The 25,278-nt window shown below is 60.0% G+C and carries 29 protein-coding genes; 14 read left to right on the top strand and 15 right to left on the bottom strand.

Annotation, left to right across the window (positions count from 1 at the left end; genetic code table 11):
* Positions 1–24: 24 nt before the first annotated feature.
* Complete coding sequence (gene psmB / locus QNM96_RS00245) at positions 25–756, bottom strand: archaeal proteasome endopeptidase complex subunit beta (protein ID WP_283834001.1); 732 nt, start codon at positions 754–756, stop codon at positions 25–27.
* A 251-nt stretch (positions 757–1,007) separates the two neighbouring features.
* Positions 1,008–1,178, bottom strand: a complete 171-nt coding sequence (locus QNM96_RS00240) for a hypothetical protein (protein WP_283834000.1) — start codon at positions 1,176–1,178, stop codon at positions 1,008–1,010.
* A gap of 295 nt (positions 1,179–1,473) precedes the next feature.
* Here QNM96_RS00240 and QNM96_RS00235 point away from each other — a divergent pair, with 295 nt between their 5' ends.
* The 3 genes from QNM96_RS00235 (at position 1,474) to tenA (ending at position 3,270) form a co-directional block, all read left to right on the top strand.
* Entirely contained in the window at positions 1,474–1,833 is a 360-nt protein-coding gene (locus QNM96_RS00235; protein ID WP_283833999.1) for a DUF555 domain-containing protein, read from the top strand.
* A gap of 60 nt (positions 1,834–1,893) precedes the next feature.
* Positions 1,894–2,433, top strand: coding sequence for a CBS domain-containing protein (locus tag QNM96_RS00230; protein ID WP_283833998.1), 540 nt, complete (start codon positions 1,894–1,896; stop codon positions 2,431–2,433).
* Positions 2,434–2,610: 177 nt separating this feature from the next.
* Positions 2,611–3,270, top strand: a complete 660-nt coding sequence (gene tenA / locus QNM96_RS00225; RefSeq protein ID WP_283833997.1) for a thiaminase II — start codon at positions 2,611–2,613, stop codon at positions 3,268–3,270.
* Between the two features lie 69 nt (positions 3,271–3,339).
* Here tenA and QNM96_RS00220 read toward each other — a convergent pair whose 3' ends face one another.
* From QNM96_RS00220 to QNM96_RS00200, 5 genes are read right to left on the bottom strand one after another with little or no spacing between them, the layout of a single operon-like run.
* Positions 3,340–4,179 carry an ABC transporter ATP-binding protein gene (locus QNM96_RS00220; RefSeq protein WP_283833996.1) on the bottom strand — a complete coding sequence of 280 codons (840 nt, stop codon included), beginning with the start codon at positions 4,177–4,179 and terminating at the stop codon, positions 3,340–3,342.
* Entirely contained in the window at positions 4,179–4,958 is a 780-nt protein-coding gene (locus QNM96_RS00215; protein ID WP_283833995.1) for an ABC transporter ATP-binding protein, read from the bottom strand. Before QNM96_RS00215 ends, QNM96_RS00220 begins: the two co-directional genes overlap by 1 nt.
* A complete protein-coding gene (locus QNM96_RS00210) occupies positions 4,958–6,064 on the bottom strand; it encodes an urea ABC transporter permease (RefSeq protein WP_283833994.1) in 1,107 nt (368 codons plus the stop codon). The genes QNM96_RS00215 and QNM96_RS00210 overlap by 1 nt, the downstream gene beginning before the upstream one ends.
* Positions 6,061–6,969, bottom strand: a complete 909-nt coding sequence (gene urtB, locus QNM96_RS00205) for an urea ABC transporter, permease protein UrtB (protein WP_283833993.1) — start codon at positions 6,967–6,969, stop codon at positions 6,061–6,063. The genes QNM96_RS00210 and urtB overlap by 4 nt, the downstream gene beginning before the upstream one ends.
* A 1-nt stretch (position 6,970) precedes the next feature.
* Positions 6,971–8,236, bottom strand: a complete 1,266-nt coding sequence (locus tag QNM96_RS00200) for an urea ABC transporter substrate-binding protein (protein ID WP_283833992.1) — start codon at positions 8,234–8,236, stop codon at positions 6,971–6,973.
* 723 nt (positions 8,237–8,959) lie between these two features.
* Here QNM96_RS00200 and QNM96_RS00195 point away from each other — a divergent pair.
* The 7 genes from QNM96_RS00195 (at position 8,960) to QNM96_RS00165 (ending at position 14,621) form a co-directional block, all read left to right on the top strand.
* The gene (locus tag QNM96_RS00195; RefSeq protein WP_283833991.1) at positions 8,960–9,442 is read left to right on the top strand and encodes an urease subunit beta; all 483 of its coding nucleotides are present in this window, start codon (positions 8,960–8,962) and stop codon (positions 9,440–9,442) included.
* A complete protein-coding gene (gene ureC, locus QNM96_RS00190) occupies positions 9,439–11,145 on the top strand; it encodes an urease subunit alpha (protein WP_283833990.1) in 1,707 nt (568 codons plus the stop codon). The genes QNM96_RS00195 and ureC overlap by 4 nt, the downstream gene beginning before the upstream one ends.
* Before the next feature lie 118 nt (positions 11,146–11,263).
* A complete protein-coding gene (locus QNM96_RS00185; protein ID WP_283833989.1) occupies positions 11,264–11,650 on the top strand; it encodes an urease subunit gamma in 387 nt (128 codons plus the stop codon).
* The gene (gene ureG, locus QNM96_RS00180; RefSeq protein ID WP_283833988.1) at positions 11,650–12,270 is read left to right on the top strand and encodes an urease accessory protein UreG; all 621 of its coding nucleotides are present in this window, start codon (positions 11,650–11,652) and stop codon (positions 12,268–12,270) included. The genes QNM96_RS00185 and ureG overlap by 1 nt, the downstream gene beginning before the upstream one ends.
* A complete protein-coding gene (locus QNM96_RS00175; RefSeq protein ID WP_283833987.1) occupies positions 12,267–13,280 on the top strand; it encodes an urease accessory protein UreD in 1,014 nt (337 codons plus the stop codon). The genes ureG and QNM96_RS00175 overlap by 4 nt, the downstream gene beginning before the upstream one ends.
* Complete coding sequence (gene ureE / locus QNM96_RS00170) at positions 13,280–13,894, top strand: urease accessory protein UreE (RefSeq protein WP_283833986.1); 615 nt, start codon at positions 13,280–13,282, stop codon at positions 13,892–13,894. The genes QNM96_RS00175 and ureE overlap by 1 nt, the downstream gene beginning before the upstream one ends.
* Positions 13,884–14,621 carry an urease accessory UreF family protein gene (locus QNM96_RS00165; RefSeq protein WP_283833985.1) on the top strand — a complete coding sequence of 246 codons (738 nt, stop codon included), beginning with the start codon at positions 13,884–13,886 and terminating at the stop codon, positions 14,619–14,621. The genes ureE and QNM96_RS00165 overlap by 11 nt, the downstream gene beginning before the upstream one ends.
* Here the strand turns inward: QNM96_RS00165 and QNM96_RS00160 are convergent.
* The 6 genes from QNM96_RS00160 to QNM96_RS00135 form a co-directional block, all read right to left on the bottom strand.
* Complete coding sequence (locus QNM96_RS00160) at positions 14,618–15,130, bottom strand: hypothetical protein (RefSeq protein ID WP_283833984.1); 513 nt, start codon at positions 15,128–15,130, stop codon at positions 14,618–14,620. The two genes, QNM96_RS00165 and QNM96_RS00160, sit on opposite strands and share 4 nt — an antisense overlap.
* A gap of 103 nt (positions 15,131–15,233) precedes the next feature.
* The gene (locus tag QNM96_RS00155) at positions 15,234–16,208 is read right to left on the bottom strand and encodes an aldo/keto reductase (RefSeq protein WP_283833983.1); all 975 of its coding nucleotides are present in this window, start codon (positions 16,206–16,208) and stop codon (positions 15,234–15,236) included.
* Between the two features lie 253 nt (positions 16,209–16,461).
* Complete coding sequence (locus QNM96_RS00150; protein ID WP_283833982.1) at positions 16,462–16,827, bottom strand: hypothetical protein; 366 nt, start codon at positions 16,825–16,827, stop codon at positions 16,462–16,464.
* Positions 16,824–19,220: a penicillin acylase family protein gene (locus QNM96_RS00145; protein WP_283833981.1), complete on the bottom strand. Its 2,397-nt coding sequence runs from the start codon at positions 19,218–19,220 to the stop codon at positions 16,824–16,826. The genes QNM96_RS00150 and QNM96_RS00145 overlap by 4 nt, the downstream gene beginning before the upstream one ends.
* A gap of 244 nt (positions 19,221–19,464) precedes the next feature.
* Positions 19,465–19,884 carry a hypothetical protein gene (locus QNM96_RS00140; RefSeq protein ID WP_283833980.1) on the bottom strand — a complete coding sequence of 140 codons (420 nt, stop codon included), beginning with the start codon at positions 19,882–19,884 and terminating at the stop codon, positions 19,465–19,467.
* A 455-nt stretch (positions 19,885–20,339) separates the two neighbouring features.
* Complete coding sequence (locus tag QNM96_RS00135; RefSeq protein WP_283833979.1) at positions 20,340–20,978, bottom strand: helix-turn-helix domain-containing protein; 639 nt, start codon at positions 20,976–20,978, stop codon at positions 20,340–20,342.
* Positions 20,979–21,061: 83 nt separating this feature from the next.
* Between QNM96_RS00135 and QNM96_RS00130 the strand changes: the two genes are divergently transcribed.
* Both QNM96_RS00130 and QNM96_RS00125 read left to right on the top strand, forming a co-directional pair.
* Positions 21,062–21,883 (top strand): alpha/beta hydrolase, encoded by an 822-nt coding sequence (locus QNM96_RS00130; RefSeq protein ID WP_283833978.1) that lies wholly within the window; start codon positions 21,062–21,064, stop codon positions 21,881–21,883.
* A gap of 319 nt (positions 21,884–22,202) precedes the next feature.
* Positions 22,203–22,628, top strand: a complete 426-nt coding sequence (locus QNM96_RS00125; RefSeq protein ID WP_283833977.1) for an SRPBCC family protein — start codon at positions 22,203–22,205, stop codon at positions 22,626–22,628.
* Positions 22,629–22,674: 46 nt separating this feature from the next.
* On the opposite strand, the gene QNM96_RS00120 is transcribed toward QNM96_RS00125, so the two are convergent.
* Both QNM96_RS00120 and QNM96_RS00115 read right to left on the bottom strand, forming a co-directional pair.
* Complete coding sequence (locus QNM96_RS00120) at positions 22,675–23,334, bottom strand: flavin reductase family protein (RefSeq protein WP_283833976.1); 660 nt, start codon at positions 23,332–23,334, stop codon at positions 22,675–22,677.
* A gap of 26 nt (positions 23,335–23,360) precedes the next feature.
* Positions 23,361–23,831 (bottom strand): VOC family protein, encoded by a 471-nt coding sequence (locus QNM96_RS00115; RefSeq protein WP_283833975.1) that lies wholly within the window; start codon positions 23,829–23,831, stop codon positions 23,361–23,363.
* Positions 23,832–24,004: 173 nt separating this feature from the next.
* Between QNM96_RS00115 and QNM96_RS00110 the strand changes: the two genes are divergently transcribed.
* Together QNM96_RS00110 and QNM96_RS00105 are read left to right on the top strand one after the other, a co-directional pair.
* Positions 24,005–24,367: a helix-turn-helix domain-containing protein gene (locus tag QNM96_RS00110; protein WP_283833974.1), complete on the top strand. Its 363-nt coding sequence runs from the start codon at positions 24,005–24,007 to the stop codon at positions 24,365–24,367.
* A 146-nt stretch (positions 24,368–24,513) separates the two neighbouring features.
* Positions 24,514–25,107, top strand: a complete 594-nt coding sequence (locus QNM96_RS00105) for an AsnC family transcriptional regulator (protein ID WP_283833973.1) — start codon at positions 24,514–24,516, stop codon at positions 25,105–25,107.
* Positions 25,108–25,278 lie beyond the last annotated feature (171 nt).

Below are 25,278 nucleotides of genomic sequence, written 5' to 3'. Positions count from 1 at the left end.
AAACGAACGCAAAGCCCGTCTGCTCTAAATGACTTCTTCGAAGTCGTTGTGGCCCTGAATGTCGACGCCGTCCTCGGTGATTTCACAGAGGAAGACGCCGTTACCCGAGCCCGTGTCACGCTCGGCCGCGGACTTGATTCCCTGGGCCGCGATGGTCGTCGCCTCGTCGTTCGAGAGACCCTCTTCGTAGGTCTGTTCTAAGTGCCCGTAGGCGAGTTGCATTCCGCTCCCGGTAACGGTGTAGTCGTCTTCCATGACACCGCCGGCCGGATCGATGCTGTAGACGTGACTTCCTTCCTCGTCGACGCCGCCCAGAATCGGGTGGATCGCGAAGAACGGACCGCCTCGAGCGAAGTTTCCGGCGAGCGTCGCGAGCGCGTTCATGCTCATCCCCTCGCCACGGCGGGTCCCGAAGAGGTTGACCTCCGCGCGGAGACTCGAGATGAACGACTGTGCGCCGCCGACGCTGCCGACCATCGTCAGTGCGGCGGTCGGGTGGATCTGCTCGACCTTCTGGACGTTTTTGTTCGAGACGAAGCGGCCGCCGAGGCTGGCGCGCATGTCCGTCGCGATAACCACGCCGTCGGCAGTCGTGATTCCGATCGTCGTCGTCCCCGTCTTGTTGACGTTGTCGAGGTCGGCGCGCGAGAGATCGTTCTGGGGCATCGAACCGAGCTCAGGCCCGTACGGGTCCGTGTCGTCTGCCAACTGGTCGACCGTCCGGGAGAACTCCGAGTCGCGTGTTGGTGTTCGCATTATAGGTGTCTAACGACCGGGGCGATATAAAACATCGGCGGTCACCACTCTCGTTTCCGCTTCCGAGATGATATCGACTGTTCTCGAACGGATAGCAGACGGGAGCGCTGTCGCTTCGCGGGTCGAAGTACTCGGAAAAGACGTAATTGCTCGGAAAAACGTGATATCCGCGGTGGCGGCTTAGTCGTGCCGAGGTCGGTACAGTTGTTCGGTTTCGGTAGTCGATTTGGTGTTTCCGTATCGTCTTCTGCCTATTTCTGGGCCTTCTCGAGGGCCTCTCCGACATTTGCGAGGACCCGGTGGAGGGGGAAGTTGAGACCGATCTGGTTAGCAACGATTGCAAGCGGCATTGCGGCGATACCGACGACAATGCACAGTTGATACATTGCGAACAGCGCGGCGTTGTGTACGCGGGATTTCATCAGCGTTCATCGTCGCCCAGTCCGAGGGAGTATATAAGTCTTTGTGTCTTTCTCCGTAGCGACGATCGTTTCGCTTCGGTTCGGGTCGGCGCTGTCTTGCGATTCAACTGAGGTTGTAGAGAGGACAACCAAATGAGCGTTCGAAACGAACTACGGCTATCCTGACCGGATTCACTCCGGGTGATTCTCATAAGTTATGCTCATCATCTAACTCTCGTCCGCACCCTCAAATTGGGGCGAAATCGGCGAAAAACCGAATCGCAAGAGAGGAAACCCCCCACCACGTTTGGTTCGTATGAGCAATTATCTCGTCGCGATGGAAGCCGCGTGGCTCGTTCGTGATGTCAACGAAGTTGACGACGCAATCGGTGTCGCGGTAAGCGAAGCCGGAAAGCGACTCAATCAGGAGAACATGGAGTACGTCGAAGTCGAAGTCGGCGCGACGGGCTGTCCCGCCTGTGGCGAACCGTTCGACTCCGCGTTTATCGCCGCGGACACCGCACTCGTCGGTCTCGCCCTCGAGATGGACGTGTTTAACGCCGACAGCGAGGAACACGCCTCTCGAATCGCCAAGAGCGAGATCGGCGGCGCACTCCGTGACGTCCCCCTGTCGGTCGTCGAAGTCTTCGAAACCGAAGCCGACGACGACGAATAACTACCGCCCAAAAGTCGACACGACCCAAAGACTTTCTATAACCCGTGGTTATTTAGCCGTATGGAGCTACCGACGCCCGCGGACCTCCGACAGCGCCGTACCGACCTCGGGCTGACCCAAAGTGAACTCGCCGAGAAGGCAAGCGTCTCCCAACCGCTGATCGCCCGGATCGAAGGCGGGGACGTGGACCCGCGGCTCTCGACGCTGCGTCGAATCGTCACCGCCCTCGAGGAGGCCGAAAGCGACGTGATCCGCGCTGAGGACCTCATGAACGAGGCCGTCGTCAGCGTTTCGCCCGACGATTCGATCAGCGAGGCCGCGCGCAAGATGGAGTCCGAAGCGTACTCGCAACTCGCGGTTATCCAGGACGGCATTCCCGTCGGATCGATCAGCCAGAGCGATCTGGTTCACCTCGATTCGGAGTCCCGGGACGAAACCATCGACAACCACATGAGCGAGAGCTTCCCGACGGTCTCGAAGGACGCCACCCTCGACGAAATCAGCAACCTCCTCGAGCATTATAAGGCCGTCATGATCACAGAGGCGGGCGAAACGATCGGAATCATTACCGAGGCGGATCTCACGGCGCGACTTTCCTGAGTCTCTTCCAATTTGTGTCGTCAAAACGGGAAGCCCTCCCCTCGAGGGCGAGCAATTCACCGCCCCAGCGCTGTTTTCGACTGTCCGTTACCGATCGAGGCGTGGTCGATCGACAGCGATATATAATCCAATTATAGTAGCCAATTATATTACGCTGGAGGGGCTTGCTGTCTGCTAATGGCGTTCAGCGATCAGCTACTCGAGACCGGCGACCACATCTGGGAGGCACAGAAAGATCATCCGTTCGTGCGAGAACTCGCGACGGGTGAACTCGACGAGGAAGCGTTTCTTACCTGGGTTCGACAGGACTACCGGTATTTGCTTGACTACGCGCGCGTGTTTGCGATCGCCGGAACGAAGGCCCGCGACGAGGAGACGATGACACACTTGCTCGAGGTCGCACACACCGTTCTCGATTACGAGATGGATCTTCACCGGGAGTTTGCCGCCGACTACGGCATCGATCGGGCGGAACTCGAGTCGGTACAGAAATCGCCGACCTGTATCGCGTACACGAATTACCTCGTCCGGACCGCCCACGAGGGATCGCTGGCGGAAACCGCGGCGGCGATCTACCCCTGCGGACAGGGGTATCTCGATATCGCGGACCACATGGCGGAGATCGCACCGGAAGAACACCGCTACACGCCGTTCATCGAAAAGTACACCAGCGACGACTTTCGCGAGGCCGTCGACTGGATGCGAACGTTCGTCGATCAGTGCGGCGAACGGTACCCCGGCGAGCACGAGGCGATGGAGGAGGCGTTCCTGACCTGCGCGCGACTCGAGCACCAGTTCTGGGAGATGGCCTACACTCGAGAAGAGTGGGATCTGTAGCCCAGAAAACCGGTTTCGGCGGACGAAGTCGATAGTTGTCGGAACGAAGTCGGGAGCGTTCCGGTTCGCTCAGACCGCGAGGTACTTCGTCACAGCATCTCGAGACGCGAGCCGTTCGGGCCCGAGTTCGTCGACGATCGTTCCTTTGTCGATCGCGTAACAGCGTTCGGCGAGGTTCTGGACGACGTGGAGGTTCTGCTCGACGAAGAGGATCGTCGTTCCGAGCTCCTCGTTGACCTGCTCGAGATCCCTCGTGAGATCCTGCACGATCGAGGGCTGGACTCCCTCGGAGGGCTCATCGAGCAACAGGAGATCCGGATTGCCGATCAGCGCGCGCCCGATGGCGAGCATCTGTTGTTGACCGCCGCTCAGGGTCCCCGCATCTTGCGTACGGCGCTCCTCGAGAATCGGGAAGAACTCGTAGACGGCGTCGTACTGGAACTCGCCGGCATCGCCGTTGATCGTCTCGCCCATCTCGAGGTTCTCCTCGACGGTCAGTTCGGGGAAGACATCTCGGCCCTGGGGAATGTAGCCCATTCCCGCACGTGCGCGTTGGTCCGCGGTCGCGTCGGGAGTCAACTCCGCCGCGAGCGGGAAGAACTCGCCGAGTCGTCCGGGTGCGTTGCTGATCGGCGTCCCTGCTAGCGTCGAAGCGACCTCTTGCGGGAATGACTCCGCGCGCCAGAACGATTCCCGATTGGCCGTTGCGTCAGCGACCACTGTGTCGTCGAACGTCACTCGACCTTCGTTAATGTCTAACAGGCCGATCAGGGCCTTGACAAGCGTCGTCTTCCCGACGCCGTTTTTGCCCATGATACCGACGATCTCTCCCTGCTCGATCGAGATGTTCACATCCCTGAGTATCGGCGTTTTCCCGTACGAGACGCCGAGGTGTTCGGTCTCGAGCATCAGTGTTCCTCCCCCAGGTAGATTCGCTTGACGTCGGGATCGGCCCTGACGTCCTCGATCGTTCCCTCGGTGAAGATGCCGCCCTGATGGAGCACCGTCACGCGATCCGCGATGGATTCGACGAAATCGATGTCGTGTTCGATCACGATGAATGCGACGCCGTCGGTCTCGTTGATCGACGTCAGCAACTCGGCGATGTCTGCGGATTCCTCGACCGAGAGACCGGCCACGGGTTCGTCCAGTAGCATGAGGTCCGGCTCGAGAACCATCGCCATCCCGATCTCGAGTCGCTGCTGTTGGCCGTGCGAGAGAGACGACGCGACGGTATCGATCTCGCCTTCGAGGTTGCACCGCTGGAGTATCTCCCTGGTGCGTGATTCGTACTCCGAACTCGAGGCCACCCGCTGGAGCGGGATTCGAACGTTCTGGCGGACCGTAAACTCCTGGTAGAGACTCGGCACCTGGAACTTGATACTGATCCCGCGGTCGACCCGTTTGTGGGATTCTAGGTCGGTGATATCGCTCCCGTTGTAGTATATCGATCCGGCGGTCGGCTCGAGCACTCCGGTAATGAGGTTGAGGAACGTGCTCTTGCCGGCCCCGTTCGGTCCGATGAGACAGCGAAGTTCGCCCGCTTCGACAGCGAAATCCACGTCGTCGGTTGCCGTGAGTCCACCGAACTGTTTTCGAAGGTTTCGCGTCTGCAGTATACGATCGGTTCCGCTTCCCGTTTCATCGACGGCCTGGGTCGTCTTGACAGTTGGATCACTAGTAGCCATTAATCGGATACCTCCTCTGCTGGTGGTGATTGCCCGGATCGGTCGCGGTTCGAACGCCACTCGCCGACGGCGAGGACGAGGTTTCTGACCCGTGGCGCGATTCCGTCGGGCATCGTGAGGATGATGAGCACCAGCAACGAGCCGACGATAACGAACGCCCACTCGCCGGTCAGTTGCAGTTCGAGATACTGAATCGCGACGGCGGCCAGGATCGTCCCCGCGAACGATTTTCGACCGCCGATGCTCGCGTAGATGACGGGCATCGTGGCGGCGACGAGTTCAAACTGGCTCGGATTGATGTAGGCCCCCCAGGTGACGAAGAGAACGCCGCTGATACCGGCGATCGCGCCGCCCACCGTGAACGCGGCGAGTTTGATGAACGTCGTGTTGTAGCCGAACATCTCCGTTCTCGCTTCGTCCTCTCGAGTGGCGACCATCGCGTAGCCAAAGCGGCTGTTGACGACCGCGCGCAATAGGAGGTAGGTGACGACCAACGTGAACAAGACGACGTAGTAGTGCGCCACGCCGTCGAACGCGACCCCGGTCTCACCGAACCCGACGGCGAGGTCCTGGGGAACGTTCATTCCGTTGTATCCGCCGAGGTGTGCCTCGCCGATGGTCCACTGGGAACCGGCCGTCTGCTCCATGAACGTGTGGAGGACGAGCGCGACGACGAGCGTGAGTATCGTCACGTAGACGTCGCGAACACCGCCGTAGAACATGAAGTACCCAATCACCGCGGCGAAGGCCGTAGCGACCGCGACGGCGATGATGATACCCAGGGTCGCGCCAGTGTATGTTGGGATGTTGATCGTCACGATACCGAACGTGTAGCCGGCCACGCCGAAGAACGCGACCTGACCGAAGCTCAGGATGCCACAGAATCCCCAGATGAACGTGAGGCTGACGGCCAGCAGCGCGAAGACCAGAAACTGCGCGGGATTCAACGCGGCGTAGGGCCCGAACAGGATCGGGTAGATGGCAAACAGCAACACGGTGAGCAGAAAGCCGATCCAGAACCCGTTCGTGTTCCCGATGGTATTCGGCCCTTCGAACGGCTCCCGAAGGCGGTTCGCGAGCACTCCGATGGACGATTTGACGCTCATTCGTCTTCCCTCCGTTTCTGTCGCCAGTCCTCGAGGAGCCCGGTAATTCCTTCAGGCATAATTCGAATGGCGATGATCGCGGCGATCAAGATCATAATTTCACCGAGGAACGAGCCGCCGATCCAGGTGAACATCGCATCGATCGTCCCGAGAAGTGCGCCACCGAGTGACGTCCCGATGAGCACCGACGGTCCGCCGACAACCACAGTGACGAACGATTCGACGAGGAACTCACTTCCAATCTCCGGATCGACCGTGAATGCCGGCGTGAAGAGTGCGCCAGTTAAGCCCGCCAACGCCGCACCGAGTCCGAACGTCAGCATGTACATTCGGTCGGTGTTAACACCCATCGCGCGTGCCGTCTCGGCATCTTGCATGGTCGCTCGCGCGCGAAGACCGAACTTCGTCCGGGTGAAAACCCAGTAGAGCACGGCCAGGACGACGAGCGCGATCACCGCGAGGAGAATGCGGTACGTTCCGCTCGAGTACGGACCGTAGCTAATACTCCCCATCGAGAGGCTGACGTTGTTCGTCGTATTTCCGAAGAGGATCCGGGTTAGCTGGATGATCACAAGACTCAATCCGAACGTGGCAACCATCGAGTCGAGCAGTCGGTCGTACAGGTGGCGGATGACCGTCCGCTCGAGAATCAATCCGACGACAGTCGTCACGGCCACTCCGGTAACCATCGCGAGGGGGAGTGGCAATCCGGCGTGAAACGAGAGCGTCGTCCCGTAGGCTCCGATGAGAATAAACTCGCCGTGAGCGAGATTGATGATTCCCATCATTCCGAAGATGACCGCGAGTCCGACGGTCGCGAGGACGAGAAGCCCGAAGCTGTGGGTAAACTCGAAGAAGATTCGTAGGACAACGTACACCGCATCCGGTATGGTATCTGTTGACATGCTATATTCCGTCGTAGAAGTCGGACGGTTCGTACTGGGTCGTTTCCGATTCCTCGGTCAGGTCACAGCCGACCTCGTGAAGGAACGACGGTTCGATGTACTGCTCTTCGTCGAAGGTGATATTGTGGTCCTCGTCGGAGTGGCCGATACGCATGTGATGGGTCATGTGATGCGTTGCGGGATCGAGCTCGATCGTCCCTTCCGGCGCGTCGACTTCCATCCCGCTCTCGAGTTGGGCGATGACCTCGTCCTGGTCGAACGTCCCCGCTTCTTCGACGGCTTCCTTCCAGAGGTAGACCGAGAAGTAGTTGTTCTGGGCCTCCTGATTGACGTACTCCGCGTCCGGGTACTCGTCGTAGAACTTGTCGGTAAACTCTTCGCTCGCCTCGGTCTCGAGTTCCGGCATGTAGTTGACGCCGACGTAAATGTCGGCCAGCCCCGGCGGATCGAGCCGCTCGTGTTCGTACCCCTGGGCCATCGTGGTCGAGGAGCCGATCGGAATATCGAGCTCGTTGTCCGCGCGCTGGTCGTAGAAGTTCTCGTGATCGGAGCCGACTAACATCGACGCGATGAAGTCCGGGTCTTCGGCCTGAATGTCGTTGATGGTCGACGCGAAGTCGGTCTCGCCGAGCGGGATCTCCTCGCTTCCGACGATCTCCGCCCCTTCTTCGTCCGCCAGCAGTCGCACCCAGTCCTGGGAGATGTTCCCGAAGTTGTAATCGGCGTTGATGATGTATATCTCGTCGCCGAACTCCTCGATCATCCACGGAATCACGGCTCCGAGCTGTTGGCGGGCCGTCGCACCGACCGGGAAGACCGTCTCGTCACAAACGCCGCCCTCGTACTGAGTCGTATAGAAGTACAGCTGATCGTGATCGTTGACGATCGGTCGGATCGCCTCGCGGTCGGCGCTCGAGTAGGCCGCCCAGAGCGCATCGACCTGTTCGCTGTTGATCGCCTCTCGAGTGAGTTCCTGATAGCGTTCGTTATCCGACTGCGGATCGGGATCGTACACCTCGACCTCTTCCCCGAGGACGCCCCCGTCCGCGTTGATCTCCTCGATCGCCATCAGCGTTGCTTGCCACTTCGATTCGCCGTTCAACGCGAACTCGCCGGAACGATCCTCGAGTACCCCGATAATCGGTCCATCACTGCCGCCACCGCCGCCGAGAAGTCCGCCTTCTTCGATACAGCCGGCGGCTGCACTGACGAGTCCAACCGAGCTCCCAGCGATCACCGATCTGCGGGAAAGGCGCTGTTCACTCATCGGCCTCACCCGAAGAGTTGTCGACAGACACACAAATACAATTATTGTACACCTTATTCCCTGAATAGGCCCACGTTTGTCCAGTAGTCATCTACACCCTGACGAGTTAGAGGAGGTATAAAAGGATTCCCTCAAGATAATACTATATCCTAAGCCATCAGCAGTAGCCGTAAAGTAACAATAAACAGATTGTCTTCCCTTATAATGTGTGCATATGTTTCGTTTGTACCGCTATATATCGATACTAAAAGAAGACCGGTCTGAAATAACAAAATGTCAAATCCGCTCGATCAGTGCTTTTGGATATTACCATCCTTCCGAGGTTGGTACTCACGGACGTGAACGGCTATTTATCCCCGGTAAGAGGGCAGATAGGGGATAGACCGTGGTGAGACAGTGCGTCTCCATTTTTGGACTTTTAGACTTGCCTGTTCGGTTCCGCATGATTGGCCTCGATGACCTTTCGCAGACCGGCCTCGATTCAATTCCAATAGTTGATTTTGATATATTTGGGGACCAAATCACACGTACAGTCGTATTCTCCCAATATATGGACGAATATCAGCCGTACATCTATTTTTAGTGAGTAGTTACTGTTCTGCCAAGATATGATGGGCAAATATTGTTATTCTAGCGTAGACTTACGGTCTTTGTCTGGTAAGACGGGAGCGTGATGAACGATATCTGGAACGAGCGAACCGAACACTCGAGGAGGCCCCTTCGATGACATCGATGGTTCCCGGAGAGCTCCTCCCGGCGTCGGAACCGGTCCCGATCAACGCCGACAGAGCAACGACGTCGGTGACGGTCGAGAACACGGGCGACAGACCGGTTCAGGTCGGCTCTCACTTTCATTTCTTCGAAGCCAACCCCGGGCTGTTGTTCGACCGAAACGAGGCCTACGGCTATCGGTTGAACATCCCCGCCGGAACCGCCATCAGGTTCGAACCGGGCTGCGAGCGAGCGGTCGACCTCGTGGCTATCGGCGGCGACCGGATCGTCCACGGAATGGGCGGCCTCGTGAACGGACCGCTCGACGATGCGGAGATCCGTAGACGTGCGCTCGAGCGCGCCGAAGCGAACGGGTATCTGGGCGTGGAGCTTCCCGCGGAATCGAACGCAGACGGGTCTGAGACGGAAACGAACGAAACCGAAACTGCCGCGAAGGCGGATGACGACGGCGGAGCGTCGGAGGGATCGCAATGACTCGAGAGATGCCCCGCCGGGAGTACACCGACTTGTTCGGAGCGACGGAAGGCGACCGGGTCAGACTCGGCGATACGAATCTGCTCGCGGAGATCGAGACCGACTACGGCGTTCCCGGCGAGGAGGCGGTCTTCGGCGGCGGAAAGACGATGCGTGACGGCATGGGAATGCAGTCGGGAACGACCCAGGCCGACGGAACGCTCGATTGGGCGTTCACGAACGTCGTCATCATCGACCCGATTTTGGGAATCTGCAAGGGAGACATCGGCGTTCGCGACGGCGAAATCGTCGGCGTCGGGAAGGCAGGCAACCCCGATACGATGGACGGGGTCGACATGGTCATCGGCCCGAGTACCGACACGATTCCGGCCGACGGGCTGATCGCGACTGCCGGTGCGCTCGACATTCACGTTCACTTCAACAGCCCGCAACTCGTCGAACACGGGCTCGGATCGGGCGTCACCACGATGCTCGGGGGCGGTTTCGGCGGCGGAGCGACGACCTGTACGCCCGGACCGCGGAACATCCAGCGGTTCCTGCAGGCCGCGGAGGAGTGGCCGATGAACGTCGGCTTCTACGGCAAGGGCAACAGCAGTCGTCCGGAAGCGCTTTACGAGCAAGTCGAGGCCGGTGCCTGCGGGCTCAAACTCCACGAGGACTGGGGCTCGACGCCCGCCGCGATCGACACCTGCCTCGAGGTTGCCGACGACGAAGACGTCCAGGTCTGTATCCACACGGACACGCTCAACGAATCTGGATTCGTCGAGGAGACGTTCGACGCCATCGACGGGCGCGCGATCCACACGTTCCACATCGAGGGCGCTGGCGGCGGCCACGCCCCCGACGTGCTCGAGTTGGTCGGCCACGAGCACATGCTCCCCTCCTCAACCAACCCGTCGATGCCGTACACGGAGAACACGTTCGACGAGCACCTCGACATGGTGATGGTCTGCCATCATCTCAATCCCGACGTTCCCGAGGACGTCGCCTTCGCCGAGTCGCGGATTCGCGCCGAAACCCTCGGCGCGGAGGACGTCCTCCACGATACGGGTGCGATCAGCATGATGACGACCGACTCCCAGGCGATGGGGCGGATGGCGGAGCTCATCAGCCGAACCTGGCAAACGGCCCACAAGATGAAAAACCAGCGCGGTCCGCTTCCTGCGGACGAGGGAACCGATGCCGATAACGCACGGATCAAACGCTACGTCGCCAAGTACACGATCAATTCAGCGATCACGGCCGGCATCGACGACTACGTCGGCTCGCTCGAGCCCGGAAAGCTGGCCGACATCGCCCTCTGGGACCCCGCGTTCTTCGGGATCAAACCGAAGGCGGTCATCAAGGGCGGGTTCCCCGTCTGGTCGCAAATGGGCGAAGCGAACGGCTCGCTGATGACCTGCGAGCCGATTATCGGCCGCGAACGCGCCGGCGCACAGGGACGAGCGAAGCAGGCGTTGTCGATCTCGTTCGTCAGCGAGGCCGCCGCCGAAAACGGCGTCGGGGAAGCTTACGACCTGAAAACGCCGGTTCGGCCGGTCAGCGGAACGCGCTCGGTTCGCAAAGCCGATATGGTTCGAAACGACCGCTGTCCCGACGATATCGACATCGACGCACAGACGTTCGAAGTGTCTATCGACGGCGAACACGTCACCTGCGAACCCGCAGAAGAAGTCCCGCTCGCACAGCGATACATGCTCTAAGACGATTTATGAACGATACTACAACGACACGGAGGAGCCGACGAACGCGATCTATCAACGCCGTCGGAGAGATCGTCTCACACGGACGAACGGCGACCGCTCTCGAGGTGACCGACAGATGATGCTCTCGCCCAAGGAGATGGAACGACTCACCGTCTTCATGGCCGCAGAACTCGCCCGCCGACGAAAAAATCGGGGCGTGAAGCTAAACCATCCCGAAACGGTCGCGTACGTCTCAGATTGGGTCTGTGAACGCGCTCGAGACGGAAAATCGGTCTCTCAGATCCGCGCCGAAGCGACGCAGTTACTCACCCGCGAGGACGTGATGGACGGCGTTCCGGAGATGGTCGACATGGTCCAGATCGAACCCGTCTTCCCGGACGGGACGAAACTCGTCACGATCCACGACCCGATTCGGGCGGATACGCGCGAGCAGCTCGAAGAGTTGGACGACCTTGAGGACCCGGACGACCTCGAGGCAACCGAACGAACGGAGGTCGAATAATGGGGTACCGAGACGTCGCGAAGATCGGTATCGGCGGGCCCGTCGGCTCCGGAAAGACCGCACTCGTGAGACATCTCGTCCCGGCGCTCGTCGAGCGCGACTACGAGGTCGGCGTCATCGCGAACGACATTATGACCCAGGAGGACGCGGACGTGTTCAGGGAGTCGTTCGCGGACATGATCCCCGAGGACCTCGTTGACGGCGTCGAAACCGGTGCCTGTCCGCACACGGGGATTCGCGAGGATCCGTCGATGAACCTCGCGGCGATCGACGAGTTCACCGAGTCCCATCCGGAACTGGACGTAGTGATCGTCGAGAGCGGCGGCGACAATCTCGCCGCAACGTTTAACCCCGAACTGGCGGATTACTTCGTCTTCGTGATCAGCGTCGCGGAGGGCGAGGACATCCCCCGAAAGCGCGGTCCGGGCGTCACCCAGGCCGACCTGCTAATCGTCAACAAGACGGACCTGGCCCCTCACGTCGACGCAGACCTCGACGTGATCGAACGCGACGCGGGAGCCGTCCGCGGGGACGACCCCTTCGTCTTCACCAACTGCAAAGCCGGAGAGGGGATCGACGACGTGCTCGAGCACGTCGAACGCGAGGTGCTGTTCGCGTGAGTACGGGTGCGAAGGAGTCGCGTCGAGGCCGATTTCCGGCGCTCCCGCCCGCCTTCGAGTCCTACGCCGAAGAGTCGCTCGAGCAAGCCCCTGCTGGCGGACCGGGAAAGAACGGCCTGCTCGAGGCGACCCTCGCACGCGCGGGAACCAATAATCAAACTCGCCTCGTCCGGGATCACGTCATCGTTCCGTACCACCTGACGGGAACGCTAGAAACCGACCCGGTACCGGGGCTCACGACGCTCATCGCACAGGAACCGACGGGCGGCGTCGCGCAGGGAGATCGTCATCGGATGGAGATAGATGCCCGATCGGGTGCGCGGGCGAACGTTACCACCCAGAGCGCGACGAAGGTCCACAGTATGCGAGCGAACTACGCCCACCTGGACGCGACGCTCGAGGCCAAGTCCGGGAGTTACCTCGAGTACGTCCCGGGCCCAACGATCGTCAACGAGGATGCACGATGTCTGCAGACGGTTCGCGTGGATCTCGAGGACGACGCGATCGTGCTCGTCGGCGACGTCCTCGTTCCCGACGGCCTGAGCGAGCACGAGTCGTTCGACTTCGATCACTACCACGCTCGAGTCGAAGCCGAACACGACGGCAAATTAGTCTGTGCCGACACGGTCGACATTCGGCCGGACGAACGCGACCCGCGGGATTCGACTAGCGTCGGCGAGTACGACGTGATCGGCTCCTTGTACGTGTTCGCTCCCGACCGCGATTCGGAGGCGTTGACCGATCGGATTCACGATCGACTCGAGGAAACACCTCGAGGCGAAGCCCAACCGCGCCGCGAAAAATCGATGAGGGCGGACGAGACCGAAGGGCGGGGAGACGCGCTCGATTCCACGCTCGTCGGGGTTTCGACGCTCCCACACGAGGTCGGCGTCGTCGTCCGAGTTCTCGGCTACCGCCAACTCGACGTGACGAACGCAATCCGAGACGCGTGGGACGAGACGAGACTGGCGTTCTTCGAGGTCGGCATTCCAGCCGACCGGAGGTACTAATGAAGCAAATCGACGGCGTCCTCGGAAACGTCCACGCCGACGACGAGCTCGACCGCGAGCGAGAACGCCACGCGAAAAACGGGACGCTCGAGCGAGTCGTGATCGATGCGGACCGGCGACAGCGATCACGGTTCCGAACGACGACCGACGCCGGAACCGACGTGGGCATCGTTCTCGATACGCCGGCGTTGTCGATCGGCGACGTGTTGGTCCTCGAGGACGAGCGAATGATCGTCGTCGCGTTCGAACCGCTCGAGGCGCTCGCGGTCGAACTACCGGAACCGACGGCGGAATCGCTCGAGGCGGCCGTCGAACTCGGCCACCGCGTCGGGAATCAACACTGGGATCTCGCAATCGACGACGGAGCCGTCTACGTCCCGCTCGAGGCCGACCGCCATATCGTCGAACGGGTCGTCGTCGACGTCGTTCCCGGGTCGACCGTTCGGGAGGTAACCGTCGACGCGGAGCTGTTCGTGACCGATCTCGACGCGGAGCCTGCCGGTGGCGGGAGTTTCGACCACGAGCATACTCACGAGGACGATTCGGGTCACACTCATCACCATTCTCACGAGGGCGACGGACACGATCACGGCCACGACCACCATGGCGACTGAGCCAGCCCCCTTCCTGACCGCGCTCCGTCTCTCGGACTCGTTCCTGCCGATCGGGGGCTATACCGCGTCCTACGGTCTCGAACAGTATCTCAACGAAGACCGCATCGAAGACGCCGACGAGCTACAGGCGATCATCAGGGGTTATCTCGAGCGGATCGTCGGTCCCTGTGAAACCGTTGCGGTAGCGAGGGCACACGAAGCGTGCGACGACGAAGATTTCGACGCGCTCGTCTCCGTCGACGAGCGCCTCCACGCCGTGACGATGGCCGAAGAGTTCCGCGAGAGTTCGACCAAAGCGGGCAGACAGCTGTCCGAGCTCGTGCTCGTCGACGGGGATCGAATTCGAACGGATGAGTCGACTGATTCAGGGAGCGGTGAGCGGTCGTTCGAGCGGGTCTACGCCGAGGCGATCGACCTCGGCGAGACGCCCGGTCACTATCCGGTCGTGTTCGGCGTCGTCGCCCAACAAAGCGGATTGTCGAGGCTCGAGGGTTGTCTCGCACAAGCGTACTCGTTCGTCACCGGCGTCCTCGGTGCGACACAGCGTCTGGGCCGGTTCAGTCACACCGATATTCAGGCGATACTGGCCGACCTCCTTCCGATCGTCTCGGAAATCTGCGAGCGACACGTTGACGACGAAATCTCTGCGATGGCTTCGTTCGCGCCGCTCACCGAGATAATGGGGATGCGCCACGAGCGCGCCGGGCGGCGCTTGTTCATGAGCTAGCGGCGAGTATCATCGGCGTCTCGAGACGTCGATCCGCTATCGTCTGGCGTTCCGCGCCAGCTCCAGAGGCCGACGACCACCAGGGCCACCGCGAGCACGGCGATGAGCGTTAGCGTTTCGATATTTCCGGTCGTGAAGCCGGGCGAGGACGCGATCCGTGTCTCCTCGAGCATGAACACCGCTAACAGGAGGAGCCCGAACAGCGATGCGATCGCCACACCGATCCCCTCACGGATCATCCATTGAAACTCCTCGGCGTCGGTCTGGGCCGCCGCAGTGTGATCTTCCGGTGCCTCGCCGGCTTCATCGTATTCCGTGTAGGCGGTGTCGTCCCAGGACGTTCCAAGGAATCCGATCACATACGACAGGGTCGCTCCGCCAATCATGATGACTGCGAAGGTCGCGATCGCCATCACGGCGTTTTCCGGTGCGAGAAACACGGTGAGGACCGCGGCACCGACGACTGAACCGCCGAGCATCACGAGAAATCGTTTTACCGGAGTACTCATAGGACTCCTACGTCGCCCAACGGTATATTGGTATCACCCTGCGAGAGGCGTCGAAGTACCGATTCTGCAGATATCCGGCATTTAGACGGCTCTGGGAACAATTTTAGGAGTGGCCGGAGACGGGCACAGGCTCGTAGGGTTCTTCGAGCCACTCGAGATCGGACGAGGAAAGCGAGATCTCGAGCGCTTCGACGGCTTGCTCCAGGTGTTCGACGCTGGTCGTCCCGATGATCGGCGCGTCGACCCGGTCTTTGTGGAGCAACCAGGCTAACGAGATTTGAGCCATTGTTACGCCCTTTTCGTCGGCGAGTTCCGCGACCCGCTCGTTGATGGTCGGTCCACCGCCGTCGCGGTAGGGGTGATCGTAGAGGTGCTCCTCGGTCTCGCCGCGAGTAGTCGCGTCGACGTCCTCGTGGGGTCGCGTGAGGTACCCGCGTGCGAGCGGGGACCACGGGAGGACGCCGACGTTTTCGTTCTCACAGAGCGGAAGCATCTCCCGCTCTTCCTCGCGGTAGACGAGATTGTAGTGATTCTGCATCGTGACGAACCGATCGAGACCCAGCCGGTCGCTCGCGTGCAACGTTTCGGCGAACTGGTGGGCCCACATCGACGAAGCGCCGAGGTACCGAACCTTCTCGCGCCGAACCGCGTCGTCGAGCGCCCTCATCGTCGTCTCGATCGGCGTCTCGTCGTCCCAGCGATGGATCTGGTAGAGGTCGATCGTCTCCATGCCGAGGCGCTCCCGGCTGGCGTTGAGTTCCTGTTCGATGGCCTTTCGCGAGAGTCCGCCCGAGAACGGGTCGTCCTCGCGCATCTGGAAGTACCCTTTCGTCGCGACAACCGACTCCTCGCGGTGGCCCTCGAGTGCGTCGCCGAGAATTCGTTCGGATTCGCCGTACGAGTACATGTTCGCGGTATCGAAGAAGTTGATACCCAGATCGATCGCACGGTCGATTATCTCGTGGCTCTGTTCCTCCTCGAGGACCCACTCTCGCCAGTCGCTCGAGCCGAAACTCATACAGCCCAGACAGAGCCGGCTGACTTCCATTCCCGTCTCGCCGAGTGTCGTGTACTTCATGAGTCGGGCTACGGCGGGCGAGGGAAAAACAGTACTCCCTCTGACAGAGAATCAGCGTGTTGTTTGATGACACAGCTTTTTGTGAAAAGGGTTCTATGCCGATACATGCCGAAAGAACAAAACGGCCGAAACGCGGACCGTGACGACGACAGTGGAATCGTCTCGCGAATCAAAAGCGTATTCAACCGCGACTAACGCGCGGTATCAGCCGTTTCGTTCAACAGCCCATTTTCCGTCCGAACCGAACAACCGGCTATGCGAGTCCTCTGACGAGCGAACCGAACGCCGGAAGGCCGAATGCGCTTCCGGCCGTAATGTACACGATCGGGGTCATCTCGAGGAGCAACCACGCCGAACTCCCGAGCGTGAGAACGAACGCGATCGAGACGACCGCTCCGAACGCGATCGCGTAGCCGAACGCGCGCGGAAGCGTCGGCGAAACGAACCCGAGGAGTATCCCACCGAGGACGAGTCCGAACCAGTGTACCGAAGCCACGGCGAGCCCGATAATGGCGGCGACACCGAGCGCGAGAACGTGGATTCGGGGTTCGTTTCGAACGCGTTCGAGTCCCTCAAGCGCCCGTCTCGTTCGATTTCGGGCTGGATTCGCTTCGCTCACGTCGATCCCTCCACGAACTCGAGTTCGCGGTCACCTTCGATCGTTCGGTCCATCGGTTTGTACTCGCCGTTCACCCAGGGCTCGAACTGGTCGTCGTAGTGGGGCGAGAAGAAATCGCCGGAGTTGCCGCCGGCGATGATTCCGGTGGCTTCGCCGCCGGGTTCGACGACCATTCGCCACCCGCTTCCGACCGCCGACTCCACGCGATAGTTCTTCACCGTCGCGCTCGAGCCGTCCGCGGCGAGTTCCTCGTAGTTCAGGAAGCCGGCTTCGACGCCGAGGGGATGTTCGATCGCCCTCGTCGTGTTCCAGTCGCCGTAGATCTCCCACCCCGCGTCATCGATCTCCTCGAGAGCCGCCTCGAGTGCATCGACCATCGCCCGTCCCCGACTGGTCTCCGCAAAGAACTCGCTGTCTTCGGGAAGCGTCGCGAGGATCCAGTCGCTCGGGTAGTACGACTCGTCGAGATCGGCGTCGCCGAACTGGGGCTCGAAAACAACGCTCGCGAAGTGATCGAGCCAGCGGGCGAAGACGAGCGCTCCCTCCGATTCTCTGTCCATTCGGTATTCCCAGTTCTCGAGGAGTTCGGCGGCTTCAACGAGTTCATCGGAGAGAGTAGCGTCCGAATCAGCCGAATTGACCGATGCGCTCAATTCGGGAACGAGTTGCGAGGCGCGGCCGTCGACGGTATCCCGCTGTAAATCGCGGTGATCCTCCGGGTCGATCGGCTCTCCGTCGTCGACGCGTTCGTCCAGCACGTCGTAGATGCGACGTCCGCGGTACGGGTCCGCGTACGCGGTACCGACGTAGTGGTCGGGATCGTCGAGGACGCGCTGGTTCGCCGTCGCCAGCACGTCTGGATCGACGACGTGCGGTTTCTCCTCGAACGGGACGAACCCGTCCCAGGAGGACTCCCCGTAGGGCGTGTATCCGTCCCACTCGCCTTCGCCCGCGGAGCCGTCGAAGAGCCGATTGCCGTCCACGACCTCAGCGTCGATTCTGCGGATCGGAAGCCGACCGGTCATCGCGTACAGCGTTCGTCCGTCGGCGTCCGCATAAACCGCGTTCTGAGTCGGCGCGTCGAACAGTTCGAACGCCTCGAGCGCTTGCGCTACGCCGTCGCTTCGCCCGAGGTCGTAGATCGCCTCCGCCGTCCGGGTCGCCGAGAGGCCGGTCCAGGCGACGCCGACCGTCTCGCCCTCGCGCTCGATAACGGGTCCGTGGATCGTCTTCCGAATAGTCCGCGCCCGATCCTCGCCGCCGGCAACCGGAATATTTCGTTGTTGGGTCTCGAACTCGCGCCACTCGCCCTCGTACCTGTATCGGTCGCCGTCCTCGTTTATTTCGTACTCGTAACAGTCGAGGACGTCCGCACCAACGTTGGTGAACCCCCACGCGCCGGTGGCGTTGGCTCCGATAATGACGAACGGAATTCCGGGAAACGTCACCCCGCGGATCGACGCTTCGGGCGTTTCGATGTGTTGTTCGTACCACAGCGCCGGGGTCATCAACGCGAGGTGCGGATCGTTCGCGACGATTGGGGTTCCGCTCGAGGTGTGTTCGCCGGAGACGACCCAGCTGTTCGAGCCGACTCCCGTCGGCGATTCGAAGCGGGAGAGCCACTCCGTGACGGACGCGCCAGCCGAACGCAAGCCGCCGGAGGTGGTGTCGTTCGACGATGCAATCCCGACATCGTCTTCGCCTCGAATAATCGGCGTTTCGTGGTCCATCCGGTCAGGGAACAGCTCCTCGACGACGTCCTCGCCGAGACGGTCCGCGATGATTGCTCGCCGGAGTTCGTCGAAATTGCCCGTCAGATCCCAGGCGATCTGCTTGTCCATCAACAGCGAATCGACGGGCGTCCACTCGCGGGGAGCATAATCCAACAACCGGAACTCGAGTGGAAGGTCCTCGCGCTCCATCGCGGCGTTAACCCCGTCGGCGTACGCCGAGAGCATCGTTCCAGCCGTCGTGTCCTCGAGTTCGTCCCACGTCGCCTCCGCCGCGCCGAGGAAGTCCATGGAGACGTGAAACTCGTCGCCCTCGAGGAGGTCTTCGCCGACGACTTCCGAAAGTCGGCCGCGCATCGACCGCCGCTGCAGGTCGAGTTGAAAGAGACGGTCGAACCCCTGCACGTAGCCGACGGCGAAATAGGCGGCCTCCTCGCCATCCGCCTCGATATGCGGGACGCCGTGGTTGTCGGTGGTCACGTTTGCCTCGCCGTACGGGCTCGTCACCGACTCCGAGAGAGTTCGGTCCGCCGCCTCCCACGCGTCCCCCGACAGCGGCGCGAAGTCCTCCAGAAGGTCGTTCGCGGCCGACAGCGAGAGTCCGCCGACGCCGAGTGCGAGCGCTCCCGCGAGAACGCGTCGTCTCGAAATCGAATCTGTCACGTTCGTCTATTTTGATTGGTGAGTGATAACTTTCCTGTTCCCGGAGCGGTGACCGACGCACACGAGGCGAAAACCGATCATCGATATGAATTATCGGCTCTGTTTGTTTGGTCACAACTCAGACAAGCAGACCTCTCAACTAACAGCTTTGTGAAGTACTGAGAGTGCTACTGATGAAATGTGTTTCGGCACTCCGGCATTCTATCGTCAAGTTGGCCACGTCGGAGAAACTCTATTCGGGCCCTCAACAGCCCACAACACAGGAGTCCCAATCTGTGATATCTTCGAGGTTTTCGATGACTGTGATAGCTATTGGCTCTGCCGTCTCTTCAGCACCAATTGCAATCATGATATGCTCGGCATCAGAATCGTCAATAACAACCTCCGTATCAAGCTCTGGGGTACTTTCAATTTCACTCTCCTCATCCAGTTCGATCGAGATCGTGTACGTTCCGGACGTAGTAAGAACAGCCTCGTATCGGCTGGTTTGATCGTCATCAACGTCACCGTCCGGGGGAAGCACAGCACCACCCTCGGCATCGAATCGCTCGTCAAGGACTTGTTCATCGTTTGGATCTAGCACTTCAATCGATCCAGATCCACGACCGTCTATAGCGTTAACAATTGTAACGTCCTCGAGCGGCAGATCTCCAAAAAGGCTCATGAAATTTGTACACCCAGCAGACCCCACTAGCACAGCACTAGTTCCCAAAAGAAGGGCACGACGTGTCACGAATTCCGCACCAGATGATGCTAAATTTACCATCTTATCCAGCACTTCAACCCACTAACTATTAAAACAGATGGAGTACTGACTTAGTCACATATTGCATTTGCCGTACTAGTCATATAAGGGATGTTGCAACACTATGGGTGGCTGAAGAAACAGAGACTATGCCCTTTGAGGTAAGACGATACATAGAGAGTGCGAACTGATCGCTGGCATTCTGCCAATTTCAGATGATGTTCGTGGTGCCGTGCAAGATACACAGTGCGAATGTGGCACGAACTGAGAGCCGATCTGTGAAGTGTAGTGATCGGTCAGTACAGTACAGAGATCGATTGTAGTTATTTGAAGATGGAGGTAGCACAAGTAATACGCCGATCGCCAATTACCCGTTATTTGTCCATGACCGCGGTCAACACTGTCCGCTCGGCCTTCCGAAGCAGTTCGCCTGCCGTGCTATGTGAGCAATCGATAGCTTCGGCCACGTCGGAAACAGCCCCCTCCCGTGGTATCTCGTAGTATCCGACAGCAACTGCAGCCGCCAGTGCCTCCTCTTGCCGGTTGGTAAGCACTGATGACGATGACCACGGCCGATACTCACGGACTGCCTCAACACACACTAATGTGAGTTCTTGGAGGCGGTCATGGAGATCGTTCAGTGCTGGTGAAGAACCAACTGCGTCGAACCGAACCGTTCCGTCGCCATGGAACACGGTTGGCGGTGGGAACGCAACCACCGTGTCTGAAACAACGTCCAGCACTGCCGGCCGAAGTTTGAGGTGAGGTTGCTCAATGAGCGCGTACGTCCCCGTCGTGTCGTCGTGAAGTGACACGTCAGTAACCGTGTCGACGCTGTCTAGTATCTCCGCGACCGCTGCCGGGTTAGCGTCAAACCATACAAGTGCGGTCCCATCTGCTGTCGGGCTCCAGTACAGTAGGTCCGCCCGGGTGGTCGCAACAGCGTCATTAACGGCTGCCTGTATCGGATGCACCGGTTCAGCGTATTCCGTACGGAACGTGACGCGCTTCACATCCGGTAGTAACGTAATTTCTATATAAATAACCGTATTGATCCGGGAATAGTCTCAATCTGATTGTGGGGAAATTACTACCAATGACAGACGGGTCAACAGGGAAGGTGATGGTACGCGATCAGTCAGTTAGTTTTAACACGTTTGGCGATTCCGAAGGGGAGCCGGTTGTATTTCTTCACGGGACGCCTGGCTCGCGGCTTCTTGGCAGGATATTCGACGGTACCGCGCAACGAGCGGAACTCGAAGTACTGACGCCCGATCGACCAGGATACGGCCAATCGACCTCGTGGCCGGAGCGTACGTTGACCGATGCTGGAACGATCGTCGCTAATCTATTGGATGCCCGTGATATCAAGAACACGCGAATCATCGGCTTCTCTGGTGGAGGCCCACACGCACTTGCAGCTGCGGCGACACATCCAGACCGTATTCGTGAGGTCCATATCATATCCGGCGCAACACCACACAGAATGGGAAAACCGGTCGCAACCCAACGGCGGATCGCCATGTTGGCCCGGCGGACGCCACGACTCCTTGGAGGGTTGTTCCGCATGCAGGCGTGGTTCGCAGAACGATCTCCGTCACTCATCGTCTCGCAGTTCACTGCTAACCCGAATGAGGTGGCTGATGCAGACGCACGGTTGGTAGCGCGCGATTTCGTTGAGGCAGTTGGCAAAGGTGCGAGTGGTGCCGTTGTTGAGTTCCAGCTGTTAGCGGAACCATGGGGATTCGACCTGGGTGAGGTTGAGGTCCCTATTCAATTCTGGCACGGTGAGTACGACGTGAACGTCCCGGTTGATGGTGTCCAAGAACTGTGCGCTGAGATTCCCGACACTGAGCTGACAGTCCGTGATACGGACCACCTAACAACACTGTTAGCATATCGCGACGCGATCACGTGACTGTGGCAACTACGTGATACACATTGACGTGTATCGTGCTCATAGTTTACAAACATCATCATGAAATAAACACAGCTGCAGTGCTGAACTCTTTCTCTGTATCTCGCACGTCAACCGTGGCAAGAAACGGATAGATCGGCTTTGTTGAAACCCTCCTCACGTCTGGCGATTTTGTCTTGAGTCACTTTTCGAACGGATTGGCCAAATACCCATCTGAGGACCGTCCTACTCAATGTCCGCAACAAAGGATTTCAACAGAGCCGAATTATCTACTTCACGAACACCGAAACCCAACTTCCCTCCCGTCGTAGGGGTACCCATGACCCAACTCCGAACCGTCAGCACGTCGCGTGGCCCCCGCCTCGAGGCGTCCCACGTCCTCGAGGCCGACCCCGACGACGCCTGGGATCTGCTGGTCGACACCCGGCGGTGGCTCGAGTGGGCACCGACGGTGACCGATGTCGAAGCGAGCCACCGGCGACTCGAAGAGGGGACGACGGGGCGAGTTCGAGTTCCGCCGGGCGTCTGGATTCCGTTTACCGTCACGTCCTGTGACCCCGTCGAACGGCGGTGGACGTGGAACGTGGCCCGACTCCCCGCGACAGGTCATCGCGTCGACGACCTCGAGTCCGGACGCTGTCGAATCACGTTCGAACTGAATTCTCTCACATCCGTTCAGGCACCGGTATGCCTGCGCGCGCTCGAGCGAATCGACGAGCTACTCTCGAGCGATTCGCCCGACTGACTCGAGGACGATAGCGAGAAGCCGCCGACGGCAACGAAAAGTGAAATTAGGGCGGCCGCTCGAGTCCGAACCGATCCTGCGTCGTCGCGTACATGCTCCCGGCGAGTCGTCCGACCGCGTCGACGTTCGCGACGTCGACTTTCTCGTCGTCGCCCAGCAGGTCCTGATCGAGGTGAACGTACTGGACTTCGCCGAGGACGAGAACCGAACCGCCGACCTCGATCGTTTCGTGGTGGGTACACTCGAAGGCGGCTTTGGCGTCCGCGACCCTCGGCGGCTCGACGGTCGTCGATGCCGCACGCTCGAGGCCGACGTGGTCGAACTCGCTTTCCTCGGCGGGGAGCGTCGCGGCCGTCTCGTTCATCGGTTCGACGACGTCCTCGGTGACGAGGTTGAACACGAACTCGCCCGTTTCTTCCACGTTTTGGGGTGAATCTTTCTGGTCGTCGACCGGCGCGAACAGCAAGATCGGCGGACTGACGGAGGCGACCGTCGAAAAGCTGTATGGCGCGAGATTGTCGACGCCGTCGCTGCCGGTCGTCGACACCCACGCGATGGGACGGGGAATAACGACGCTCGAGAGAACCCGGTAGAGCGATCCCTCGAGCGTGTCCACGTCGATTTCGACGGACTCATTCTCGGCCGTTTCATCGTCTGTGGATCGCGCTCTATTGTCGTCCGTGGATCGCGCTCTATCGTCGCTCATGGAACGTGTTCTGTCGTCGCTCACCGTTAGCTTTCCTGTGGGTCGACGAACTTGTTCCCGGGTTCGTCCTCGTCGACGGTAAAGCCCGGGCCCGCGGTGGCCAGTTCGAACACCAGGCCGTCGGGATCGCTGAAGTAGATACTCTTGAAGTACGTTCGGTCCCGAACCTGCGAGACGCGGACGCCGTGGTCTTTCAGGTGTTCGCGCCACTCCAGAAGCGTCTCCTCGTCTTCGACGCCCATCGCGAAGTGGTGGCTCGCGCCGGGTCCCGGCTGCCCTCGCGAGTTCGGGTACTCGAAGTAGGTCACGTTCGTCCCCGGTTCGCCCTCCGGCGTCGACGAGAAGTAGTAGTGGAGCGTCCCCGGATCGTCGTAGTTCTCGGTCATCTTGACCGTGTGGAAGCCGAGGACCTCCTCGTAGAACTCCCTGGTCTCGTCCATGTCGGTACAGATGTTCGTCACGTGGTGCAAGCCCGTCGTGGGTGGTGTTTCGGTCATTGTGGTGCTCTCGGTACCCTGCCTGTAGTCGGTTCATCCCCGGTTCGCTAGCCGTTGTCCCGATGGCCTGTGCATGCAAAGTCTACAGCCGTCAGAGTACTAACCTCGTGTTAGCTGGTTCGTTCCCGAACCCCTATACGCTTTCGAGGCATACGGGTTACCAGGTAATCACGATGTCACCCGCCCAAAAGCACTCTACGGCCGAGGAAGTGAACGCCGAAGCCTGTCCAGTCATCCAATCGCTCGAGCAGATCGGCTCCCAGTGGCGACTCGCCGTCTTGCACGACCTCCTCGAGGGCGAGCGTCGCTTCAACGAACTCAAGCGCTCGACCGGCGCGAACGCCCGAACCCTCTCTCGAGTTCTCGACGACCTCGGGGAAACGGGCTTCGTCGATCGCCGCATCGAAGAAGACGCGCCGATCGCGACCTACTACAGCCTCACGGAGAAGGGCGAATCGCTCGAGCCGGTCTTCGAAGAGATCGATTGCTGGGCGAGTTCGTGGCTTGATCTCGAGGAAGGCGCGCTCGCGGATTGATATTCTCGGCTGTAAGTCGTTCGAGATTCTCGCCGCCTCCGTGGTGCGAGAATCTTCACAGAGGGACAGCCGAGAGTATGATCCAGGACGGATCCACTGCGACCGGCTCGGGGAACGCTGATATGATCCCGCCCACTACTTTCGGTATGCGATCGCTCGACGATACCGATCTCGAGATTCTCCAGCTCCTTTCGAACGATGCTCGACGACCCTATAGCGACATCGCGGACCACGTCGGATTGACGCCGCCCGCGGTCTCAGATCGAGTCAACCGACTCGAGGAACAGGGCGTGATTCGGGGCTTTACCGTCGACGTCGACCAATCGTTGCTCGAGCGGACGCTTCCCGTCCTGATCGAATTGCAACCGAAACCGGAGGCGGTTACTGACGTGTACGAGTCCGTCGCCGCACTCGAGGAAGCCGAACACGTGTTCGAAGGACTCGACGGATCGCTGATCGTCTACGCGACGCTCCCCGAGACGGACGCGCGGTCCTGGCTCGAGTCCGGACTCGACCTGACGCGACTGCTCGGATACGACGTGACGGTCCTCAATCGCTCGAGTCGGTCCCTCGGCGTTTCCGCGACCGGATTCTCTCTCGAGTGTGTCGTCTGCGGGAAAGCGATTACGGGCAACGGCGTCACTGCGACGGTCGACGGAGAACTCAAACAGTTCTGCTGTTCGTCCTGCGAGTCACGGTACGTCGAGCGGTACGAAACTCACCAGAACGCGCTCGAATAATTTCTTAGCCCGAATAGATATCGAAATAATATACTGAGTAATGTATTTGTGGAATTTGGGGATTAAAAGCGACTGTATGATCAATTTATGTCTTCAGCCACGAGCCTTACTGGTCGAACGGTCACTCGGAATCGCGCGCGAGCGTCGCCCCAGTTCAATTCCCAACATTAT

The organism is Halostagnicola sp. A-GB9-2 (assembly GCF_030068615.1).
Lineage (GTDB): Archaea > Halobacteriota > Halobacteria > Halobacteriales > Natrialbaceae > Halostagnicola.
Note: the sequence above shows the minus strand (reverse complement) of the source record. Positions and strands in the feature narration are given on the sequence as shown.